The sequence below is a fragment of the Veillonella parvula genome (genome assembly GCF_032575955.1).
Taxonomy (GTDB): domain Bacteria; phylum Bacillota; class Negativicutes; order Veillonellales; family Veillonellaceae; genus Veillonella; species Veillonella parvula_J.
Genome location: NZ_JAWFXN010000017.1, coordinates 1 through 17,888, shown reverse-complemented (window position 1 = coordinate 17,888; position 17,888 = coordinate 1). Strand labels below are relative to the sequence as shown.

Genomic DNA, 17,888 nt, shown 5'->3' with positions numbered 1-17,888 from the left:
TGGCTCCTCGAGTAGGACTCGAACCTACGACCGATCGGTTAACAGCCGATTGCTCTACCGACTGAGCTATCGAGGAATGGTACGATTGTTATTATATGTTAGTTTAATTATAAAAGCAAGCATTTTTTTTAGAACACTATAAAATAGATATTGTCAATTATGACTAAAAGACATAACTTTATAAATAAAATTAGTTATCAATAATTTTGATGAGAGAGTCATTAAAATTAATAAAATCTATAGAGCTTATTAACTATAGATATTTACTGCGTTCTAAGGTGATTGTATGGCTCCAAATGAATGGGAGTTAGCAATATAAGTATATTGAAGATAATCGGTATACATATGCATTATAGAAAAGTTTAAAAGATTTAGTTGAAAAGTAGTATCAGTTAAGACAAAAGTGTATTTATCTTATTAGATATAGTCTATGTTTGTGGTTCATTTTAAACCAAATTTATATATAAGAAAGTAGGTAAAAATGTAAGATATTAAAATCTTATTGATATGTGATAGACTATGACTTTTATCACAAAATGGGGCTTTTTTAGTGACTGGAGAATAAAGTCTATGTAGGCTATTGAAAAACCGAAATATATACAAAAATATTCGTGAAAACAATTCTCAAAAACTGGAAAAGCATTGAGAAAACTGTATAGGTGAGACGTTGAATCCCCTTATATTGTGTGCTACGATTTATGTATAGAGTTAATCTCATCGGTTTGAGATAGATATTCTTTCATATGTTTGAGAATTTTATTTTATCTCATCGGTATTAGAATTAATATTCAACTATTTTCCTGAGGAGGGATTATCTTGCGCGAGATTCAAGTATCTGAAATCACAAAAACAGTCCGTCAAATGTGTATGGACGCAGCTTACCACTTGCCAAAAGACATCTATGAAGGTTTGAAAAAAGGCCGTGAAACAGAAGAGTCTTCAGTAGGTCGTATCGTTCTTGATCAAATTATTAAAAATGCAGAAATTGCCGATGCTGAAGATCGTCCATACTGCCAAGATACTGGTATGACTATGGTATTCTTAAAAGTTGGTCAAGATGTTCATTTCGTTGGTGGTGATCTTACAGAAGCTATCAATGCTGGTGTTGCAGCTGGTTATGTTGAAGGTTATCTTCGTAAATCCGTTGTAGCTGAACCATTGTTCAACCGTAAAAATACACAAAATAACACACCTGCAATCATCTACACTGAAATCGTTCCTGGCGATAAAGTAGATATTCAAGTAGAATTAAAAGGTTTCGGTTCTGAAAATAAATCCGATGTAGCTATGCTCGTACCTGCTGATGGTGTGGAAGGCGTTAAAAATGCAGTCCTTGAAATCGTAAAACATGCAGGCCCTAACCCATGCCCTCCAATCGTACTCGGCATTGGTATTGGCGGTACTATGGACCAAGCAGCTGTTATGTCCAAAAAAGCGTTGCTTCGTGACATTAGTGTACCTCATAAAGATGCAGACTATGCAAAATTAGAAGAAGAAATCATGGAAATGGTTAACAAAACTGGTATTGGACCACAATTGGGTGGCACTACAACTTGTATCGGTGTAAACATCGAATGGGGTGCAACTCACATCGCAGGTCTTCCTGTTGCAGTTACTATCATGTGCCATGCTGCTCGTCATGCTCACGTAGTACTTTAATCGATAGGAGGTAAAAACAATGGCTGAATCAATTCGCATTAATACTGAAGAATATAATGAAGAGTTTTCCCGCAAATTAAAAGTTGGTGATAGCGTTCTTATTACTGGTAAAATTTACTCCGCTCGTGACGCTGCTCATAAAGTTATGACTGAAGCTTTAGCGCGTGGTGAAAAATTGCCAATCGACTGGACAAATAAGTTTGTTTATTATCTTGGACCAACACCTGCAAAACCTGGTGATCCAATTGGTTCCGCTGGTCCTACAACTTCCGGTCGTATGGATGCTTACACACCAACAATGCTTGATCAAGGTATCAAAGGCATGATTGGTAAAGGTTCCCGTAAACCAGAAGTAGTTGAATCCATGAAGAAAAATGGTTGCACATACTTCGCAGCAGTTGGTGGCGCGGCAGCATTGATTGCAAAATCCATCAAAAAATATGAAGTACTTGCTTATGGTGAACTTGGACCAGAAGCTTTGGCTGAATTGACTGTTGAAGATTTCCCTTGCATCGTAGTTGGCGATACTGAAGGTAATAACTTCTACGAATTAGGCCAAAAACCTTACAGAAAAATCTAATATCACCATTGAGTGATTGAAAGAGGCTTGCTGAAGCAAGCCTCTTTTTGTTGTTAAGCTATAATCATAAGATGTTCATCCGTTACGTGTAGAGTTTAGTCTACCGATTCTGTCGGTTTTATGATAATATACATATAGATTTTATACATTCAATTTGAGTGAGGCGATAACATGACTTCTGTAGAAACTATTCGTCAGTCAACTCGCAACGCGATGGCTGAATTACTTGATTTAGCAAAGGTTCGCGAAGGTCAATTATTCGTTGTTGGCTGTTCCACTAGCGAAATTGTAGGTAAAAAAATCGGCACTGACTCTCACCTTGATGTGGCTCAGGTCGTATTTGATGAAATATACAATGCTGTTAAGGCTAAAGGACTTAACTTGGCGATTCAATGTTGTGAACATATTAATCGTGCACTTGTTATGGACCGTAGCGCTATGACATGGGAGGAGGAAGTTAATGTTGTTCCTCAACGTCATGCGGGTGGTGCCCTGGCTGTGGTGGCGTACGAACATTTTGATGATCCTGTGATGGTTGAATTTATTCAAGCTGATGTGGGCATCGATATTGGAGATACTTTCATTGGTATGCACATGAAACACGTTGCAGTGCCTGTACGTCTTTGTGTGAAAGAAATTGGGAAAGCACATGTGACCGCTTGTCGTATTCGTCCGAAGAGCATTGGCGGTGAGCGTGCTGCATATAATGAAGCATTGATGTAGGGGGATAGTATGTCAAACCTAATACCGTATTTTGTATTAGCCGTCGTGGCATTGGGATTCTTTGCTGTTTGCTATGCTGTATTTAGCGGTGGTGATGGTGAAAGTAAGGCAAAAGAAAAATCCTATAAAAACATAAGTAATAAAAATAATCTTAAAGAGCATCATGATGTTATATTTGCAACGGAGTCGCAAGAGGGCAATGTAACAATCACACATACGAGTGGAACTAATGTATATACTGCATCAATTCCGGATACAGTTGAAACGGTGGTCGGTGAAGAGCGAGAACCGGCTGAACCTCTGGTTGATCCTATAGATACCTCTTATAATAGAAGAAGTACTCTAAAGTCTAATTCAAGTCATGTTTCAGAGGGAGAATATGCGTTAGCATTAGGTTCGGATAATGGAACACCAATAGGTTCGGATAATGGCACTCCAATAGGGGATGAAACCATTGTGATGACAGCCGTATCAGATCTTAAGCAAGCTAATCAAGCTAATCAAGGTGTTACTCCGTTGGTGGATAAAACTATTGTCCTCGATGTTGTTACAGATGAACTTCTCAATAACGCAAACTCTGTTGAAGATACAATTGCTATGGGTGAATCTGTGGAAGCCTTTGAAGCTGATGAAGCGGATAGCATAGATGCTACGCAGATGATAGGTGGTGCGAACGAAATACAAACCGCGGAAGGCCCATCGGTATTAGATGAAACGCGTTTGTTTGATGCTTCTGAAATTGAAGCACAATTGGCGGCAACAAGTTTAACTGAAGAGGAGGAACCGCATGGTCAATGGGCAAAAGCGGCGCATGAGGATAAATGCGTTGAGTTGGCTATAGCACCATTTGTTCATTCCTTTGGGGTGTTACATGGTGATACGCAACACTATGTAGAATCTATTACAAGAGATGCTTTAGCAGCTCTCAATATTACAAAAATTGTTGAAGTGAATGCATTACTAGAGAATATTGTTATTCAAGAAGCGTTGATGAGTATGCAAAAGGCATATGCCGCTACAAATACAGAGTGGATGAAGTCCGCTGCGTTAGGTGCTTTTCTAGATGTGGTTCAATCTCCTAAATCTAGTACGCCATACCTCGTAGCTTTTGATGCATTACGTGTATTACCTCATTTAACTTTAGGTCACTTCCAAGTTATGGCCTTAACATTATTGTTACAATATTCTAGAAACTCTAATAACTATGGATTGATTCATTTCCAACATTATGTGGAAAAATATATTGAGCCATTCATCTCTGATTTGCCTCGAAATGATTCCTTCTATCGCCAGCTAGACTATTTACGCTGTACACAAGAAGAACAAGAGCCTATCACTTTATGCCAAGTGTTGTCTAATTCATATCCGTTTGTATTTAACTATCGTGGTTTTTCTAAGGAAGAACTCTTCCGTGCTACAGATGGTCATGGTGTAGATCCACGTTATGTGGTGCGTAGCTTGAACTCCAATCTTTATAAATTAGCCTTGGTAGATGAGTCTTTGGCACCACAATTCTTTAGACAAACACGAATTTCTAATGCGATGGTTCAACGTGATCTTTTAGCTCTGATGAAGAGCAAACCTACTGCTTTCAGGGGCCAAGAGGCGCGTGATATTATGGATGATATTTCACCGGTTCTATTGGACTTAGCTGATGTCTTTGATAGCACGCCAATGTCTAAAATTAGCTTAACATTGTTAGGCCTTTACTTAGGCCGTGCTCATGTGAAAGCAACCATTGGTGAAGAATTTGATTTGTCTCATTGGTTCTAATGTATAATTTTAAGCACTATATAGTTTGAAAAATTATATAATATAGTTATTAATATGGGTATATACTTAAAACCGTTATATACTTTATGAGTCGTGTAATAAAAAAGTCTCTCAAGATAATCTTGAGAGACTTTTTAGTTTGTTAAATTTAATAGCCATTAAGTATTAAAAGGTGTTAAAGCCGAATTCTTCAATGTCTTCAATGTTTTTAATTGTTACGGTGCGCCCTGTAATATCAATGAGACCTTCATCGCGAAGGCGCCCTAGTTCACGGCTAAGGGCTGTGCGAGATACATTGAGTACCTCAGCCATTTGCTCGCGGTTATGGGGTAATTGAATTGTGTTAGAATGCTGACGTTTATAAATATCTGTTAAGTACGCAAAAATCTTTTCGCGCATCCCTTTTAATGTGAGGTAGTGGACTTTTCTGGTTAATAGAATTGCTTTTTCAGATAAATCCTCTAATAGATTAGATAGGATTTTAGTTTGGCATTGATGACAATCCGGCAATGTTTTAATAAAGGTTTCAAGCGGAATAAACATAATTTTAGTTGCTTTTGTTGCCTTAATGGTAGCAGGCCATAAAGGCTGTTTACTAAATAGTAGTGCTTCTCCGAAAATATCTGATTGCTCTAAGTTTGCCATAATAACCCGTTGGCCCATTACATTTTCACGAGTTAGTAAAGCGCTGCCCTCAAGGATGACGCCGATACCCTCCATAGGATCTCCAGCGAGGGCTATAAAATCGTTTTTTTTGTAACTGTGGATGATAACTTTGGCATTATTTAAATAGCCACGTAGTTCTGGCTCTCCTAATGTATTGAATAAAGGACATTTCACGAGGGTGGGCATATATTGATTAATGATATCGTTTGAAAGTATTTGTTTCATAGGCACCTCCGGTGTGATAAAGTCTATAGCAATTAAAAATGATTATTGTATAATAAAAGTATAAGACCAAATGGTCTACCTGTTCCATAAGGGGAGTCAGGAAAATTTTTGAAAAAGTTTTTATTTGTTGCTCAAGCTACAGAAATTGTATCATCTTTACGTTATACTTTCAAATGTAATCAATCAGACAACTGATAAAACATCAGTGTAATGTATAGGTTTTATATTATCTAGCTTGACTGCGAGGAAGTCTCGCAAAGGAGGATTTTCAAATGAGCATGTTCTGTTATCAATGCGAACAATCTGCAGCACCAGGTGGCTGTACTGTACAAGGTGTATGTGGTAAAACTGCACCAGTTGCTAACTTACAAGACGAATTAACTGCTGCTTTAGTTGGCTTGGCTCGCGCTTTAGACGTAAAGGGTCATACTAAAGAAGGTATCGATTATATTATGCGCGGTTTGTTCATGTGTGTAACAAACGTAAACTTCTCTGAAGACCGCGTTCAAGAATTCATTGACGAAGTAAATGCTTACCATGCAAAAGTGGATAGCGCTCAACAAAACTTTGATTGGGAACAATTGTGGAAAGGTGAAGAAGACATCGTATCCCTTCGCTCCACATTATTGTTAGGTATGCGTGGTATGGCTGCGTACGCATGGCATGCTGCTCGCCTTGGCTTCCACGATGCTGATGTTGACGCTTGGTTCGTTAAAGGCATGGTAGAATTCGCTAAAGATCACAGCGCTGAAGAATGGCTTGATCTTTTGATGGAATTTGGTCAAATTAACTTGAAATGTATGGCTGTTCTTGATAAAGCTAATACTGAAACATATGGTACACCTGTACCAACTACAGTTCCTTTGACTGTAGAACCAGGTCCTTTCATCGTTGTAACTGGTCATGACCTTCATGACTTGAAACAATTATTGGAACAAACTGATGGTAAAGGTGTAAATATCTATACTCATGGTGAAATGTTGCCTTGCCACGCTTATCCTGAATTGAAGAAACATCCTCAATTGAAAGGTAACTTCGGTACTGCATGGCAAAACCAACAAAAAGAATTTGTTGATGTTCCTGGCGCATTCTTGTTCACTACAAACTGCATTATGCCACCAAAAGAAAACTACAAAGCTAATATCTTCACTACAGATATGGTAGGTTTTGATGGTTGTGCACATATCGAAGAAAAAGAAGATGGTACTAAAGACTTCTCCGCAGTTATCAACCGTGCTATCGAATTGGGCGGCTACAAAGAAGCTCAAGAATTCACTGGTATCAACGGTGGTCATGAAGTAACTACTGGTTTCGGTCATGGCACAGTATTGGGTATTGCTGATAAAGTAATTGATGCTGTAAAAGCTGGCGCAATCAAACACTTCTTCTTGGTAGGTGGTTGTGACGGTGCTAAAGTAGGCCGTAACTACTACACTGAATTCGTTAAACAAACTCCAAATGATACTGTAGTATTGACATTGGCTTGTGGTAAATTCCGTTTCAACGACATGAACATCGGCGAAATCGGTGGTATTCCTCGTATCCTTGATATGGGTCAATGTAACGATGCTTACTCCGCTATTCAAGTAGCAGTAGCTTTAGCTGGTGCATTTGAATGTGATGTAAACGACTTGCCATTGACATTGGTATTGTCCTGGTACGAACAAAAAGCGGTATGTATCTTGTTAACATTGTTAGCATTGGGCATCCGTAACATTTACATCGGACCTTCCTTGCCTAAATTCTTCTCCAGCAATGTATTGAACATTTTGGTAGAAAAATTCCAATTACATCCAATTACAACTCCAGAAGCTGACATGAAAGCTATCTTGGGCTAATAGGATCTATTAATCTGTTAACTACAGTCCTACGTCCCCTCTCTTTTATGATTTAGGACTGTTGTTATAAATAACGCACCTTGGGTTTGCCTAAGGTGCGTTTTTTTACTATTTTTGTGAAAGCTATCTATTGGTGGCTGTATATTGATGGGGCCCTATTTCGTATCTACAACTTAGTTAAAAAGGAAGGACTATACTTCTTTGCTCCTCGTGACCTGATGTCGCTGCATAAGTATAGTCCTTCCTTTTTATAACTGTAGATATGGAGGTGTCCCATCAATATACTGCTCTTTGATAGTTTTCATATAAATAGTAGTCCCTCATAGACGCACAAAGATGCCTCTAATGTGTATATAGACATTTATCAATATTGATTGTTATACTATAGGTAAGTAAGAACTTTCTCATATTATTTGTGTGTATGTAGAGGCATATATGAATAGTATTTTTGATATTATAGGACCTATCATGATTGGTCCGTCTAGTTCGCATACAGCGGGTGCTGCTCGGCTAGGCAAGATGGCGCGGTGTATTTTTCGTGCTACTCCCAAAAAGGTAGATTTAACATTATATGGATCTTTTGCAAAAACTTATAAAGGGCATGGTACGGATCGTGCTTTGATTGGCGGCTTATTAGGTTATAAAGAGGATGATGCGAACATCCGAGTTGCCCATGAATTAGCGAAAAAAGAGGGGATGGAGTTTTCTTTTATTGAGTCTCCTCTTGATGTAGGGCATCCGAATGTGGTGCGTTTTGATATGTATGATGAACATAATCGTCATATGACTGTTATTGGTCGCTCTCTCGGCGGTGGTCAGATTATGATTACCGAAGTAGATGGAAATGATATGTCCATTACAGGAGATGAGTTTACGCTCGTTGTGTTCCATGAGGATAGACCTGGTGCGATTTCTCTTGTGAGCCAAGCATTGAGTGAGTCCGATATTAACATCGCTACGATGCGCGTATTCCGTAAGGGCAAGCATAAGGATGCAGTCATGGTTATTACTACAGATACAGTGGTAAATCCTATTACAGTTCAGTTTATGCGCGAGTTTCCAGGCATCCAGGATGTGATGACCTTTGAAGCATTATAGGAGGGCGAATGATGAGTTATGCATATGATACAATTGCAGATATTATTCGCCTAGGTGAGGAAAACAATATTTCTTTTGGCGATGTAGTATTGCGTTATGAATTAGAGAATTACGACCGCAGTGAAGACGCGGTTGTTCGTGAAATAGAGAATCGCTTAGATATTTTTGAAAGCTCCATTCAAGATGGCATAGCTTATGCGGAGAAAACGGCTTCTGGTATGTCCGGTGGTCAAGCGGCACAGCTTAATGGGCAAACACCTCGTTTTATGAGTGATATTGCGTATAAGGCAATGACGTATGCTATTGCTGTAAATGAGGCAAATGCAAAGATGTTCCGCATTGTTGCTTGTCCTACGGCGGGTTCTTGTGGTGTTATGCCTGGTGCTGTGAAAGCCGTAGCGGACCACTACCAATTAGATAGAGCTACAGTGGTAAAAGGCTTCTTAGCTGCGTCTGGTATTGGTAATGTAGTAGCAAATCGCGCTTGTGTTGCTGGTGCTGTTGGCGGTTGCCAAGCGGAAATCGGTACAGCGGCGTGTATGGCGGCAGGGGCCATTGTTGAAATGATGGGTGGATCACCACGTCAAGTAGGTCATGCTGTTGCATTGTGCATGAAAAATTTATTGGGACTTGCTTGTGATCCGGTAGCAGGGCTCGTAGAGGTGCCATGTGTTAAGCGTAATGGCTTTTATGCAGTCCATGCTATTACTGCATCTGAAATGGCGTTAATGAATATTGAAAGCCAAATTCCACCAGATGAAGTCATTGAAGCGATGAATAATATAGGCCGTGCTATGCCGGCAGCATTGCGTGAAACAAGTGATGGCGGTCTTGCGGTGACACCGACAGGTACAGCTATTGCAGAACGAGTGCAATCCTTATAAGGATTGCACTTTTTTCATGCTTTCATTTGTAGTAAAATAAAGATTAGACTAGTTCAGAAAGGAGCGTGTATGATGGAACAAGCAAATCGAATATTGACCGTATTAGAAGAAGCCGGCCATGAAGCTTATATCATAGGCGGCGCTGTGCGCGATATTTTGATGCATCAAAAGCCACATGACTTCGATATTGTGACGTCTGCACGTCCCGATACAGTGATTGAGGTTCTTCGCGGTCATAATATTCAAACGACAGACCTCGTAGGAAAATCTTTTGGTGTAGTGGTAGCTACATTAGAGGGCAAGCCATATGAAATTGCTACATATAGAACAGAACGATATGGTGCAGATAGCCATCGTCCCGAAGAAATTACTTATGCCGATACCTTAGAAGAAGATGTGTTGCGTCGTGATTTTACTGTCAATGGCATGGCTATGAACCGTTATGGTGAAGTTATAGACCTTGTAGGTGGACGACGTGATATTAAACATAAGATGTTACGAACCATTGGTAATGCGCAGGAACGTTTTGAAGAAGATGCGTTACGATTATTTAGGGCGTGCCGTTTTGTGGCGAAGTTGGATTTCTTGGCGAGTAAAGATCTATTAGAGGCTATGCCTAAGGCTTTTCACCGCGTACCTGGCTTGTCTTTAGAACGTGTACGAAATGAGATTAATCGTCTCATGTTAGAGCCTGCGGTGGCTAAAGGCCTTGATGTCCTTGTTCAATCCCGCTTGGCAGAATGCTCTTGTCGTGTTGTAGAAAATGGTACGGCTCGGGAGGTTCCCATCTTGCCTGAACTATATCATCTCGTGAATTTGCCCCAAGAAAAGGACTTTCACGAATTCGATGGCTGGTACCATACATTAGCCGTTGTGTCCCATACGGAACCGGATTTGGTGCTGCGTTGGGGTGCTTTATTACATGATGTGGCAAAGGGAATGCCAGCGGTACGAGCTGTTATCAATGGTCGCCTCACAGATCGTGGCCATGATACACTAGGAGCGGAGATGACAGAAACGTTATTAACACGCCTAGGATATCCGAAGGCCTTTGTGCAACGAGTGGCGTGGATTGTGAAAAACCACATGCGCTTTCACTATTTCGTACAAAATGGTGATGCAAACGAGAAAAAATGGCTTCGCAAGGAAGCTCGGAGTGGAGAGTTCCGAGATAGCCAAATTATGCGCACTGCATGGGAGCAATTAGCTAAGGTTTGTGCTGCCGATGTGTTAGGCTGTGGGAAACCTTACTCATCTACAGATGGAACATTAGCCTTTGGCGAATGTATGGCAGATCTTAGTTTGGATATGCCTGTGCATACAAAGGATCTAAATTATGATGAACGAGTGATTAAACTCGCTGGGAAGCAAGTAGGGGAAGGATTGCAATATTTATTGGGTCAGGTACAAAATGGGGTTGTTCCTAATGAACCAGATGCGCTATATGACGCATTAGACCATAAGTTACGCCGTCCAGTGGAGAAATGATGAATTTACTAAATAAAGCGTTGCGACACGTGAGTGGTTGGAGTCGTACTACTTGGTGTCTTGCCATTCTCATGACTGTTGCCTTTGTCCTCATAGGGCGTTTGGCACAGTTGCAGGTCTTTGATACATTTGATCTGGAGAAGAAAAATTTATTACAGGTTCAAGTAGATAGAAAATTACAATCACCGCGCGGTACAATCTATGACCGTAATGGTAAGCCTTTGGCGATGAGTGTGGTTACAAAATCTTTGTATGCGGATCCGAAGATGATTAAACAGTCTCCTCAAGAGATTGCGGATCTCATCTCACCGTATGTAACGATGTCAAAAGAGAATATTGTGAAAGCTTTGCAAGAGGATACCGCCTTTGTCTGGTTGAATCGTATGATGGATGCAGACAAATCAAAAGCGGTACAACAAGTTATTAAGGATAATAATATTGCAGGCCTCAATTTCGTTGAAGAATCTAAGCGCTATTATCCAAATGGTGTCTTAGCGGCACAAGTATTAGGCTTTGTCGGCACTGATGATAAAGGTCTTGATGGTCTAGAAATGGTTCTTGATGACGAATTAAAGGGGGGCGTACAACAAGAAATTGTAGCTACTGATAATAAAGGGAATGCCATCTTTGGTTCCGTATTATCTAAATTTTTACCAGATAAGGGTAAAAGCGTAACCTTAACCATCGATGCAACAATTCAATTTATTGCAGAACGCGCTCTTGATAAGGCGATGGTTGATACAGGAGCTAAGCATGCCAGCGTTATCGTTATGGATCCAAAGAACGGTGAAATATTAGCGATGGCCAATCGTCCAAGTTATGATCCTAATAACTACAACCAAAGTGGTGAAGAGGCTTTCAAAAATATTGCGGTTACCAATTTATATGAACCAGGCTCTACATTCAAACCTATCATTGCATCTGCAGCTCTTGCAGCAGGCAAATGGAAGTTAGACACTGTGTATAACGATAAAGGGGCCTTCGCTGCCAATGGACATATCATTAGAAACTGGAATGGTGAGGGATATGGTCCTGTTCGTTTGCTAGATATTTTGAAGTACTCTATTAATACTGGTATGGCTGAAATTGGTACATTAACAGGTGCAGATATTCTCTCGAAATATATACGTGATTATGGCTTTGGCTCTGAAACAGGTATTGAATTGCCTGGTGAAGGAGCAGGTATTTTGTATAATCCAGAGGATATGAGTAAGCTAGACGTTGCGACTATGTCCATCGGTCAAGGTATTGCGGTTACACCATTACAAATGGTTCGCGCCTTTGGTGCACTTTCTAATGGTGGGGCTATGATGAAACCACATATCATCAAGTCTTATAGTAACTCTCAAGGCGATGTTACAAGTACGACTGAAACATCTGTTGTGGGACAACCAGTTCCGGCGGAAACCGCTAAAACCATTGTAGATATTCTAGAAAAAGAAGTATCCGAAGGTGGCGGTACAAAAGCGATGGTAGAAGGTTATCACTTCGGCGGTAAAACTGGTACGGCGCAAAAACTAGATACCAAACATGGCGGTTATCTCGACGGACAATACATTGCGTCCTTTATTGGCTTTGGCCCTGTAGAGGATCCAAAATTTGTAGTTCTTGTCGTTATTGATGACCCACAAAAGGGTTCTTATTATGGTAGTCAAATTGTAGCCCCTGTATTTAAGGACATCGTATCTCAACTTGTACGGTATTACCAAATGAGTCCGTATGTTAAAGAAAGTACACCAGTAGCTGTTAAAGCTGCTAATACATTACCTGAACCAAAACCGGGAAGTGATGGTTCTGTTACATTGCCTAACTTTACTGGTTTTACCTATGGTGAAGTGCGTGATTGGTTACATAAGGCGGGACTTGCCTTTAAACCGGATGGAACTGGTATTGCCGTTTCTCAAGATGAAAGTGGGGGCACTACTGTTCAATCCGGGACGGCAATTACCGTTCACTTTAGTAGATAATTAGAAATTATAGACAGTTCGTTATATAATAGAATAAGAGACTTTGGTGCCTCTCAGGAGGCACCTTTTTTATAAATAGTTTGAATGAATGGAGATACTTATGATCGAATTACGAGGGAAAGCGGTAGCAGATGCCCACAAGGCGATTTTACAAGAAAAAGTTGCAGCAGTAGGCAACTCTGTGATTACTATGGCAGTGTTACTTGTCGGTGAAGACCATGGCGCTCATATGTATGCTACATTTATGGAAAAAACAGCTAAAAATTTTGGCTATGGTTTTGTGCTAAAGCAATTGCCTGAAACGGCAACGCAAGATGAAGTAGTAGCGGCGTTGCATGAATTAAATACTGATCCATCTATTCATGGAATTTTACCGCTAATGCCAATGCCTAAACACATTGATACAGAAGCTCTTATCGATATGTTAGATCCTAAAAAAGATATTGATGGTCTTACAACATATAACATCGGTTTAGTAACAGCTGGTAAGGGTGGCTTTGCTCCTTGTACGGCTAAGGCTTGTATGGCTATTTTAAATCACTATAATATTCCTTTAGAAGGAAAACATGTGGTTGTAGTCGGTCGTAGCCAAGTTATCGGTAAACCTGTAGCGCTTATGGCACTCGCTGCACATGGTACCGTTACAATGTGCCATTCTAGAACTTCTGATCTAGTAGAGCAAGTAAAGCGTGGTGATATTATTATTGCTGCGGCTGGTCGTGCTCATATGATTACTGCTAATATGATTAAGCCTGGTGCTGTTGTTATTGATGTAGGTATTAATGAACTGGACGGCAAAACTGTAGGTGATGTTGATTATGATGCGGTAAAAGATATTGCATCTGCCATTACTCCTGTACCAGGAGGTGTTGGATCCGTAACAACGACAATGATGCTAGAAGCGGTATACGAGGCATATCATGCATGAGATGTCTATAGCAGAAGGTATTCTTGATGTAGCGCTCGATACCTTACGTCAACACGATGCGACAGTCATTCATTCTATTCAACTAGACTTAGGTTTAATGAGTGGGGTAGAACCGGATTCATTGCTATTTTGTTGGGAAGCCATTACGAAGGGAACACCTGCGGAAGGCTCACGCATAGAAATCAATACAGTTCCTATTGAAGGAAAGTGTTTAGATTGTGATAAAATATTTTTTGTAAAAAATTATACGTTTATTTGTCCTTATTGTGACAGCCATTTCGTACAAACTATAGGCGGTCGCGAGCTACAAGTGACCTCTATAGATATCGATTGATAGAAAGGTTAGGGCATGCAAGTTCAAGTTAAAACTAATGTACTGGCAAAAAACGATGCTATTGCAGAGTCCTTACAACAGTTGTTTAAGGAAAAGAATATATTTGTATTTAACCTGTTAGGTTCACCTGGGGCAGGTAAGACCTCCCTTTTGGAGGCAACCTTACAAGATTTAAAAAAGGATTATCGCTTAGCCGTTATTGAAGGCGATTTATTTACGGCAAAGGATGCCAAGCGCATTCATGAGTTGGGTGTGCCTGTTATCCAGATTAATACAGTTGGTGGGTGCCATCTCGATGCACAGATGATTCAAGATGCCTTAGGTGATCTTAATCTTGATGATCTCGATATGATTATTATTGAAAATGTAGGCAATTTAGTCTGCCCTGCGGAATTTGAGATTGGTGAAAGCATGAAAGTAACGATTTTATCTGTTACCGAAGGTGAAGATAAGCCCCTTAAGTATCCGTTAATCTTTAAAGAGTCTAAGGCCATCCTTATTAACAAGATTGATTTATTGCCTTATGTGCCTTTCAAAAAGGAGCAGGCAATACAAGATATCCGTAATTTAAATCCAAATGGAGAAATTTTTGAAGTAAGTTGCACGGCCCACAACGGTCTTGAAACATGGTTGAATTGGTTGCGTGCACAGTTGGAGAATAATCGATGAACTATTCTATGAAGAGCCGTATTGTAGCAGCCCTCCTTGTGGGCTTGTGTGCTACTACAATCAGTTATGCAGCAGAGCCTGCCATTTCCACTGTTAACCCAGTTGCAGTAGAAACTACTGATGACACTAACGTTGTAGCTCAAGATTCCGCTAATGCGAGCAATGATGGTAGTGTAGATGGAACTGGTGAGGTTGATAGCTTGTCTTACCTTGATAATGCACCAGTTAGAGTTGTTAAGCTAGACCCAAAAACGAAACAGGAAGGTTCTAAAACTGGATGGCTCGCAGAGCAAATGGCTGTAACTGAATTTGGTGATTCTATACAATTCTGGCAAGCGGCTAGTGAGAACGAAGGTCCTTTGCCGAGTATCACTCAGAATAATTTAGCTGATATTGGTAAGTCTTATACGGCAAACAGTTTACCGCCTTTAGGTTCTCAAGATGACTATGCTATTGGCACATACCGATTGGGGAATCAGTTTGAAGTCCCAAAAGATGTAGAAAAAACTGAGGTACGTGATAACTTTACTACGTATTACATGAAAGATGTAGCAGTAACTGTATATACTGGACCTGCTCAAGAATTGTTGGTTAACAATCAATTGCGCGGTCAAGGGGCGACTTACTTCTTTGAACCAAATACTATTACAAATATTCATAGTACGAAAAAAGGCGCTAATACAGTACGTGACATTGGCCCTGGTAGCACACGGATGGAATTGATATTTGCCTATGGCAGTCCTAATGCGATGTGGCGTGATAAGAAAAATGAGACGTATATTTTCCTTTATGAGGGGCATTCCGAAAATTCATTGCCTCAAAAAAAGGAGTTTAAGAGTCCTGTAGAGAATACAAATAGTAATAGCCAACAACAATCTATGCTTGGTCAGCAAAAAGAATATATTGCTTTCACCATTAAACAAAGCAATATAGAGGCTGTAGACATTATTAGTGGACAAGTATGGCCTAGGTTTGGATTGCCGAAAGCTGAAGTGTATGATTTTGAAGCTGGTACACTTACGGCTGATGATTTTGTATTGCGTGGTTTCAAGTTGAATGACCATTTTGTTAATGATCCTAATAATGATTGGAAACATCAAGGCATATTGTTTGGCTCCACATTTATTGGCTATAATGAATACGGTGTGAGTGTAGATAAAAAAGATCTTATCAATCGCGTATTATTAAATGTTTATACGCCTACACGTCGTGGAATCGCGATGGGTGATACCAAATATTTATTGCTCTTTGTGTATGGTATGCCAACTCGTATTGTTGAATCTACAACAAAGGCGGGGACGTCTACCGTATATGAATATAAAAATCCAGCGGCAAGCAACTCTTATTTACAGTTTGCCCTAGATGATAAAAACCAATATATCAAATCCGTTATGTTATCTGACCGTCCTGTAAAATAGGATAGGTCACAGCGAGGAGGCAAAGGGTATGGTTACTGTACAAGATGTAAAAGAACGTTGGGAAAAGATTCAAGGTGATGATGAACGTATATTGTTTATCGTTGGTGGTCCAGGTTCTGGTAAAAGTTTGCTAATTCGTGAATTGTCTGAGCAGAAGGGCTGGAAATACTTGGAAGCTAAGCAACTCATCGAGGAAGAGTTTTTGCTCGTGCCTCGTGATGAACGGCCTCAATTAGCGGAAGAAGTTATTTGCCGTGCTCTTAGCCGTAGCGATACGGAAGTAGTCTTGCTAGATGGCATTAATGTATTCTTTGCACCTATCTTAAATCTAAAACCATTTGAGTTGTTAAAAACTATTAGTAAGAAGTATCCTATTGTCGTTGGCTGGCGTGGACATATTGAAGGGGATCAGTTGTACTTAGAACATAACAATAATCCTAAACATGCTGTAGTTAGTATTGCACATCCAGATCATGTTATTGCAATCGACTAAATGTATGTTTGAACATATTGGTTGAATATAGGGAAAACTATAGATGTATAGAAGGAGATAGCGGGCTATCTCCTTTTTTAGTTATATAATTACAGTTATTAGGTAAAAAATATAGTTTTGTAATTTCCTATTATTTGATTTTAGTAAACCTGAAATATGGATGTTAGCAGACATGGACTGGTAAGGAATGAAACTATGTAAAGGTATATAAAGAATATACTAGTAAATAAAAGTTGATTACTGGATATATACTGAAAACGAGGCATTTTATAGAGGATTGATAAAATATAAATTTTTTTTGACAAAATACTTGCATAGGGTATCGTTTCATGTTATTATGATTAAGCACTAAGAGTGACCACAGTGAACGAAAAACTTCAAAAAAGTTTTTAAATGTTCTTGACACTTAGTGTGCTAGGTGATACAATTCATCTTGTCGTAATGATGCTGGCGTAGCTCAATAGGTAGAGCAGCTGACTTGTAATCAGCAGGTTGTGGGTTCAATTCCTATCGCCAGCTCCATTTTATTTATGGAGGGATTCCCGAGCGGCCAAAGGGAGCAGACTGTAAATCTGCCGTCTTCGACTTCGAAGGTTCGAATCCTTCTCCCTCCACCATTCATAGCGGGGTGGAGCAGTTGGTAGCTCGTCGGGCTCATAACCCGAAGGTCGCAGGTTCAAGTCCTGTCCCCGCAACCATAAAAACCACAGTGAAATGATCGTTCATTGTGCTGGTGTAGCTCAGTCGGCAGAGCGTATCCTTGGTAAGGATAAGGTCACCGGTTCAATCCCGGTCACTAGCTCCATACATGGCGGCATAGCTCAGTTGGCTAGAGCAATCGGTTCATACCCGGTGTGTCCGCGGTTCAAATCCGTGTGCCGCCACCATTAAACCTCACCTTGGTGGGGATTTTTTTATTTCTTTACATATGACATGCTATTCTAAGACTTTGTATATATGGTATAATAATAGGTAAGGAAATCTTATATTCCATTGATAAATTAGGGTTAATATATTATATTAATACTAGAATGTAATTTGTTTTTGTGAAGGAGGATATAATCCTAATGGCAAAAGAAAAATTTGAACGTACGAAACCGCATGTTAACATCGGTACAATCGGTCACGTTGACCATGGTAAAACT

15 protein-coding genes and 6 tRNA genes are annotated in these 17,888 nt (G+C 39.9%); 19 read left to right on the top strand and 2 right to left on the bottom strand.

The features are described from left to right. A tRNA-Asn gene (locus E7L28_RS09670) sits at nucleotides 1–76 on the bottom strand. 740 nt (nucleotides 77–816) lie between these two features. Here E7L28_RS09670 and E7L28_RS09665 point away from each other — a divergent pair. The 4 genes from E7L28_RS09665 (at nucleotide 817) to E7L28_RS09650 (ending at nucleotide 4,735) form a co-directional block, all read left to right on the top strand. Beyond that, the gene (locus E7L28_RS09665) at nucleotides 817–1,659 is read left to right on the top strand and encodes a fumarate hydratase (RefSeq protein ID WP_004695072.1); all 843 of its coding nucleotides are present in this window, start codon (nucleotides 817–819) and stop codon (nucleotides 1,657–1,659) included. Nucleotides 1,660–1,678: 19 nt separating this feature from the next. Next, nucleotides 1,679–2,239: a Fe-S-containing hydro-lyase gene (locus E7L28_RS09660; RefSeq protein WP_004695073.1), complete on the top strand. Its 561-nt coding sequence runs from the start codon at nucleotides 1,679–1,681 to the stop codon at nucleotides 2,237–2,239. A 171-nt stretch (nucleotides 2,240–2,410) separates the two neighbouring features. Further along, the gene (locus E7L28_RS09655; RefSeq protein ID WP_287510068.1) at nucleotides 2,411–2,962 is read left to right on the top strand and encodes a TIGR01440 family protein; all 552 of its coding nucleotides are present in this window, start codon (nucleotides 2,411–2,413) and stop codon (nucleotides 2,960–2,962) included. Nucleotides 2,963–2,971: 9 nt separating this feature from the next. After that, complete coding sequence (locus E7L28_RS09650; RefSeq protein WP_287533241.1) at nucleotides 2,972–4,735, top strand: LPO_1073/Vpar_1526 family protein; 1,764 nt, start codon at nucleotides 2,972–2,974, stop codon at nucleotides 4,733–4,735. A 165-nt stretch (nucleotides 4,736–4,900) separates the two neighbouring features. Here the strand turns inward: E7L28_RS09650 and E7L28_RS09645 are convergent, their stop codons facing one another. Next, a complete protein-coding gene (locus E7L28_RS09645; protein WP_004695080.1) occupies nucleotides 4,901–5,626 on the bottom strand; it encodes a Crp/Fnr family transcriptional regulator in 726 nt (241 codons plus the stop codon). Between the two features lie 272 nt (nucleotides 5,627–5,898). On the opposite strand from E7L28_RS09645, the gene hcp reads away from it, so the two are divergent. From hcp to E7L28_RS09570, 15 genes are all read left to right on the top strand, one after another. Next, nucleotides 5,899–7,464, top strand: coding sequence for a hydroxylamine reductase (gene hcp, locus E7L28_RS09640; RefSeq protein WP_004695081.1), 1,566 nt, complete (start codon nucleotides 5,899–5,901; stop codon nucleotides 7,462–7,464). Nucleotides 7,465–7,899: 435 nt separating this feature from the next. After that, on the top strand, nucleotides 7,900–8,562 hold the full coding sequence (gene sdaAB / locus E7L28_RS09635; protein ID WP_058948093.1) for an L-serine ammonia-lyase, iron-sulfur-dependent subunit beta: 663 nt from the start codon (nucleotides 7,900–7,902) through the stop codon (nucleotides 8,560–8,562). An 11-nt stretch (nucleotides 8,563–8,573) separates the two neighbouring features. Continuing rightward, a complete protein-coding gene (sdaAA, locus tag E7L28_RS09630) occupies nucleotides 8,574–9,446 on the top strand; it encodes an L-serine ammonia-lyase, iron-sulfur-dependent, subunit alpha (protein WP_270279132.1) in 873 nt (290 codons plus the stop codon). A 69-nt stretch (nucleotides 9,447–9,515) separates the two neighbouring features. Continuing rightward, a complete protein-coding gene (locus E7L28_RS09625; RefSeq protein WP_316711637.1) occupies nucleotides 9,516–10,934 on the top strand; it encodes a CCA tRNA nucleotidyltransferase in 1,419 nt (472 codons plus the stop codon). Continuing rightward, nucleotides 10,934–12,901 (top strand): penicillin-binding transpeptidase domain-containing protein, encoded by a 1,968-nt coding sequence (locus E7L28_RS09620; protein WP_316692369.1) that lies wholly within the window; start codon nucleotides 10,934–10,936, stop codon nucleotides 12,899–12,901. The genes E7L28_RS09625 and E7L28_RS09620 overlap by 1 nt, the downstream gene beginning before the upstream one ends. 100 nt (nucleotides 12,902–13,001) lie before the next feature. Continuing rightward, nucleotides 13,002–13,829, top strand: coding sequence for a bifunctional 5,10-methylenetetrahydrofolate dehydrogenase/5,10-methenyltetrahydrofolate cyclohydrolase (locus E7L28_RS09615; protein ID WP_004695088.1), 828 nt, complete (start codon nucleotides 13,002–13,004; stop codon nucleotides 13,827–13,829). Beyond that, entirely contained in the window at nucleotides 13,822–14,163 is a 342-nt protein-coding gene (locus tag E7L28_RS09610) for a hydrogenase maturation nickel metallochaperone HypA/HybF (protein ID WP_008714928.1), read from the top strand. Before E7L28_RS09615 ends, E7L28_RS09610 begins: the two co-directional genes overlap by 8 nt. Before the next feature lie 15 nt (nucleotides 14,164–14,178). After that, complete coding sequence (gene hypB / locus E7L28_RS09605) at nucleotides 14,179–14,832, top strand: hydrogenase nickel incorporation protein HypB (protein WP_004697543.1); 654 nt, start codon at nucleotides 14,179–14,181, stop codon at nucleotides 14,830–14,832. Beyond that, nucleotides 14,829–16,250 carry a hypothetical protein gene (locus E7L28_RS09600; RefSeq protein WP_004697547.1) on the top strand — a complete coding sequence of 474 codons (1,422 nt, stop codon included), beginning with the start codon at nucleotides 14,829–14,831 and terminating at the stop codon, nucleotides 16,248–16,250. Before hypB ends, E7L28_RS09600 begins: the two co-directional genes overlap by 4 nt. 28 nt (nucleotides 16,251–16,278) lie before the next feature. Next, on the top strand, nucleotides 16,279–16,743 hold the full coding sequence (gene brxF / locus E7L28_RS09595; protein ID WP_004695092.1) for a BREX-3 system P-loop-containing protein BrxF: 465 nt from the start codon (nucleotides 16,279–16,281) through the stop codon (nucleotides 16,741–16,743). A 446-nt stretch (nucleotides 16,744–17,189) separates the two neighbouring features. Beyond that, nucleotides 17,190–17,265, top strand: a tRNA-Thr gene (locus E7L28_RS09590). 10 nt (nucleotides 17,266–17,275) lie between these two features. Then, nucleotides 17,276–17,360: transfer RNA gene (locus E7L28_RS09585), tRNA-Tyr, on the top strand. 5 nt (nucleotides 17,361–17,365) lie between these two features. Further along, nucleotides 17,366–17,441, top strand: a tRNA-Met gene (locus E7L28_RS09580). Between the two features lie 31 nt (nucleotides 17,442–17,472). Beyond that, nucleotides 17,473–17,548, top strand: a tRNA-Thr gene (locus E7L28_RS09575). 5 nt (nucleotides 17,549–17,553) lie between these two features. Continuing rightward, nucleotides 17,554–17,630: transfer RNA gene (locus E7L28_RS09570), tRNA-Met, on the top strand. Nucleotides 17,631–17,888: the final 258 nt, after the last annotated feature.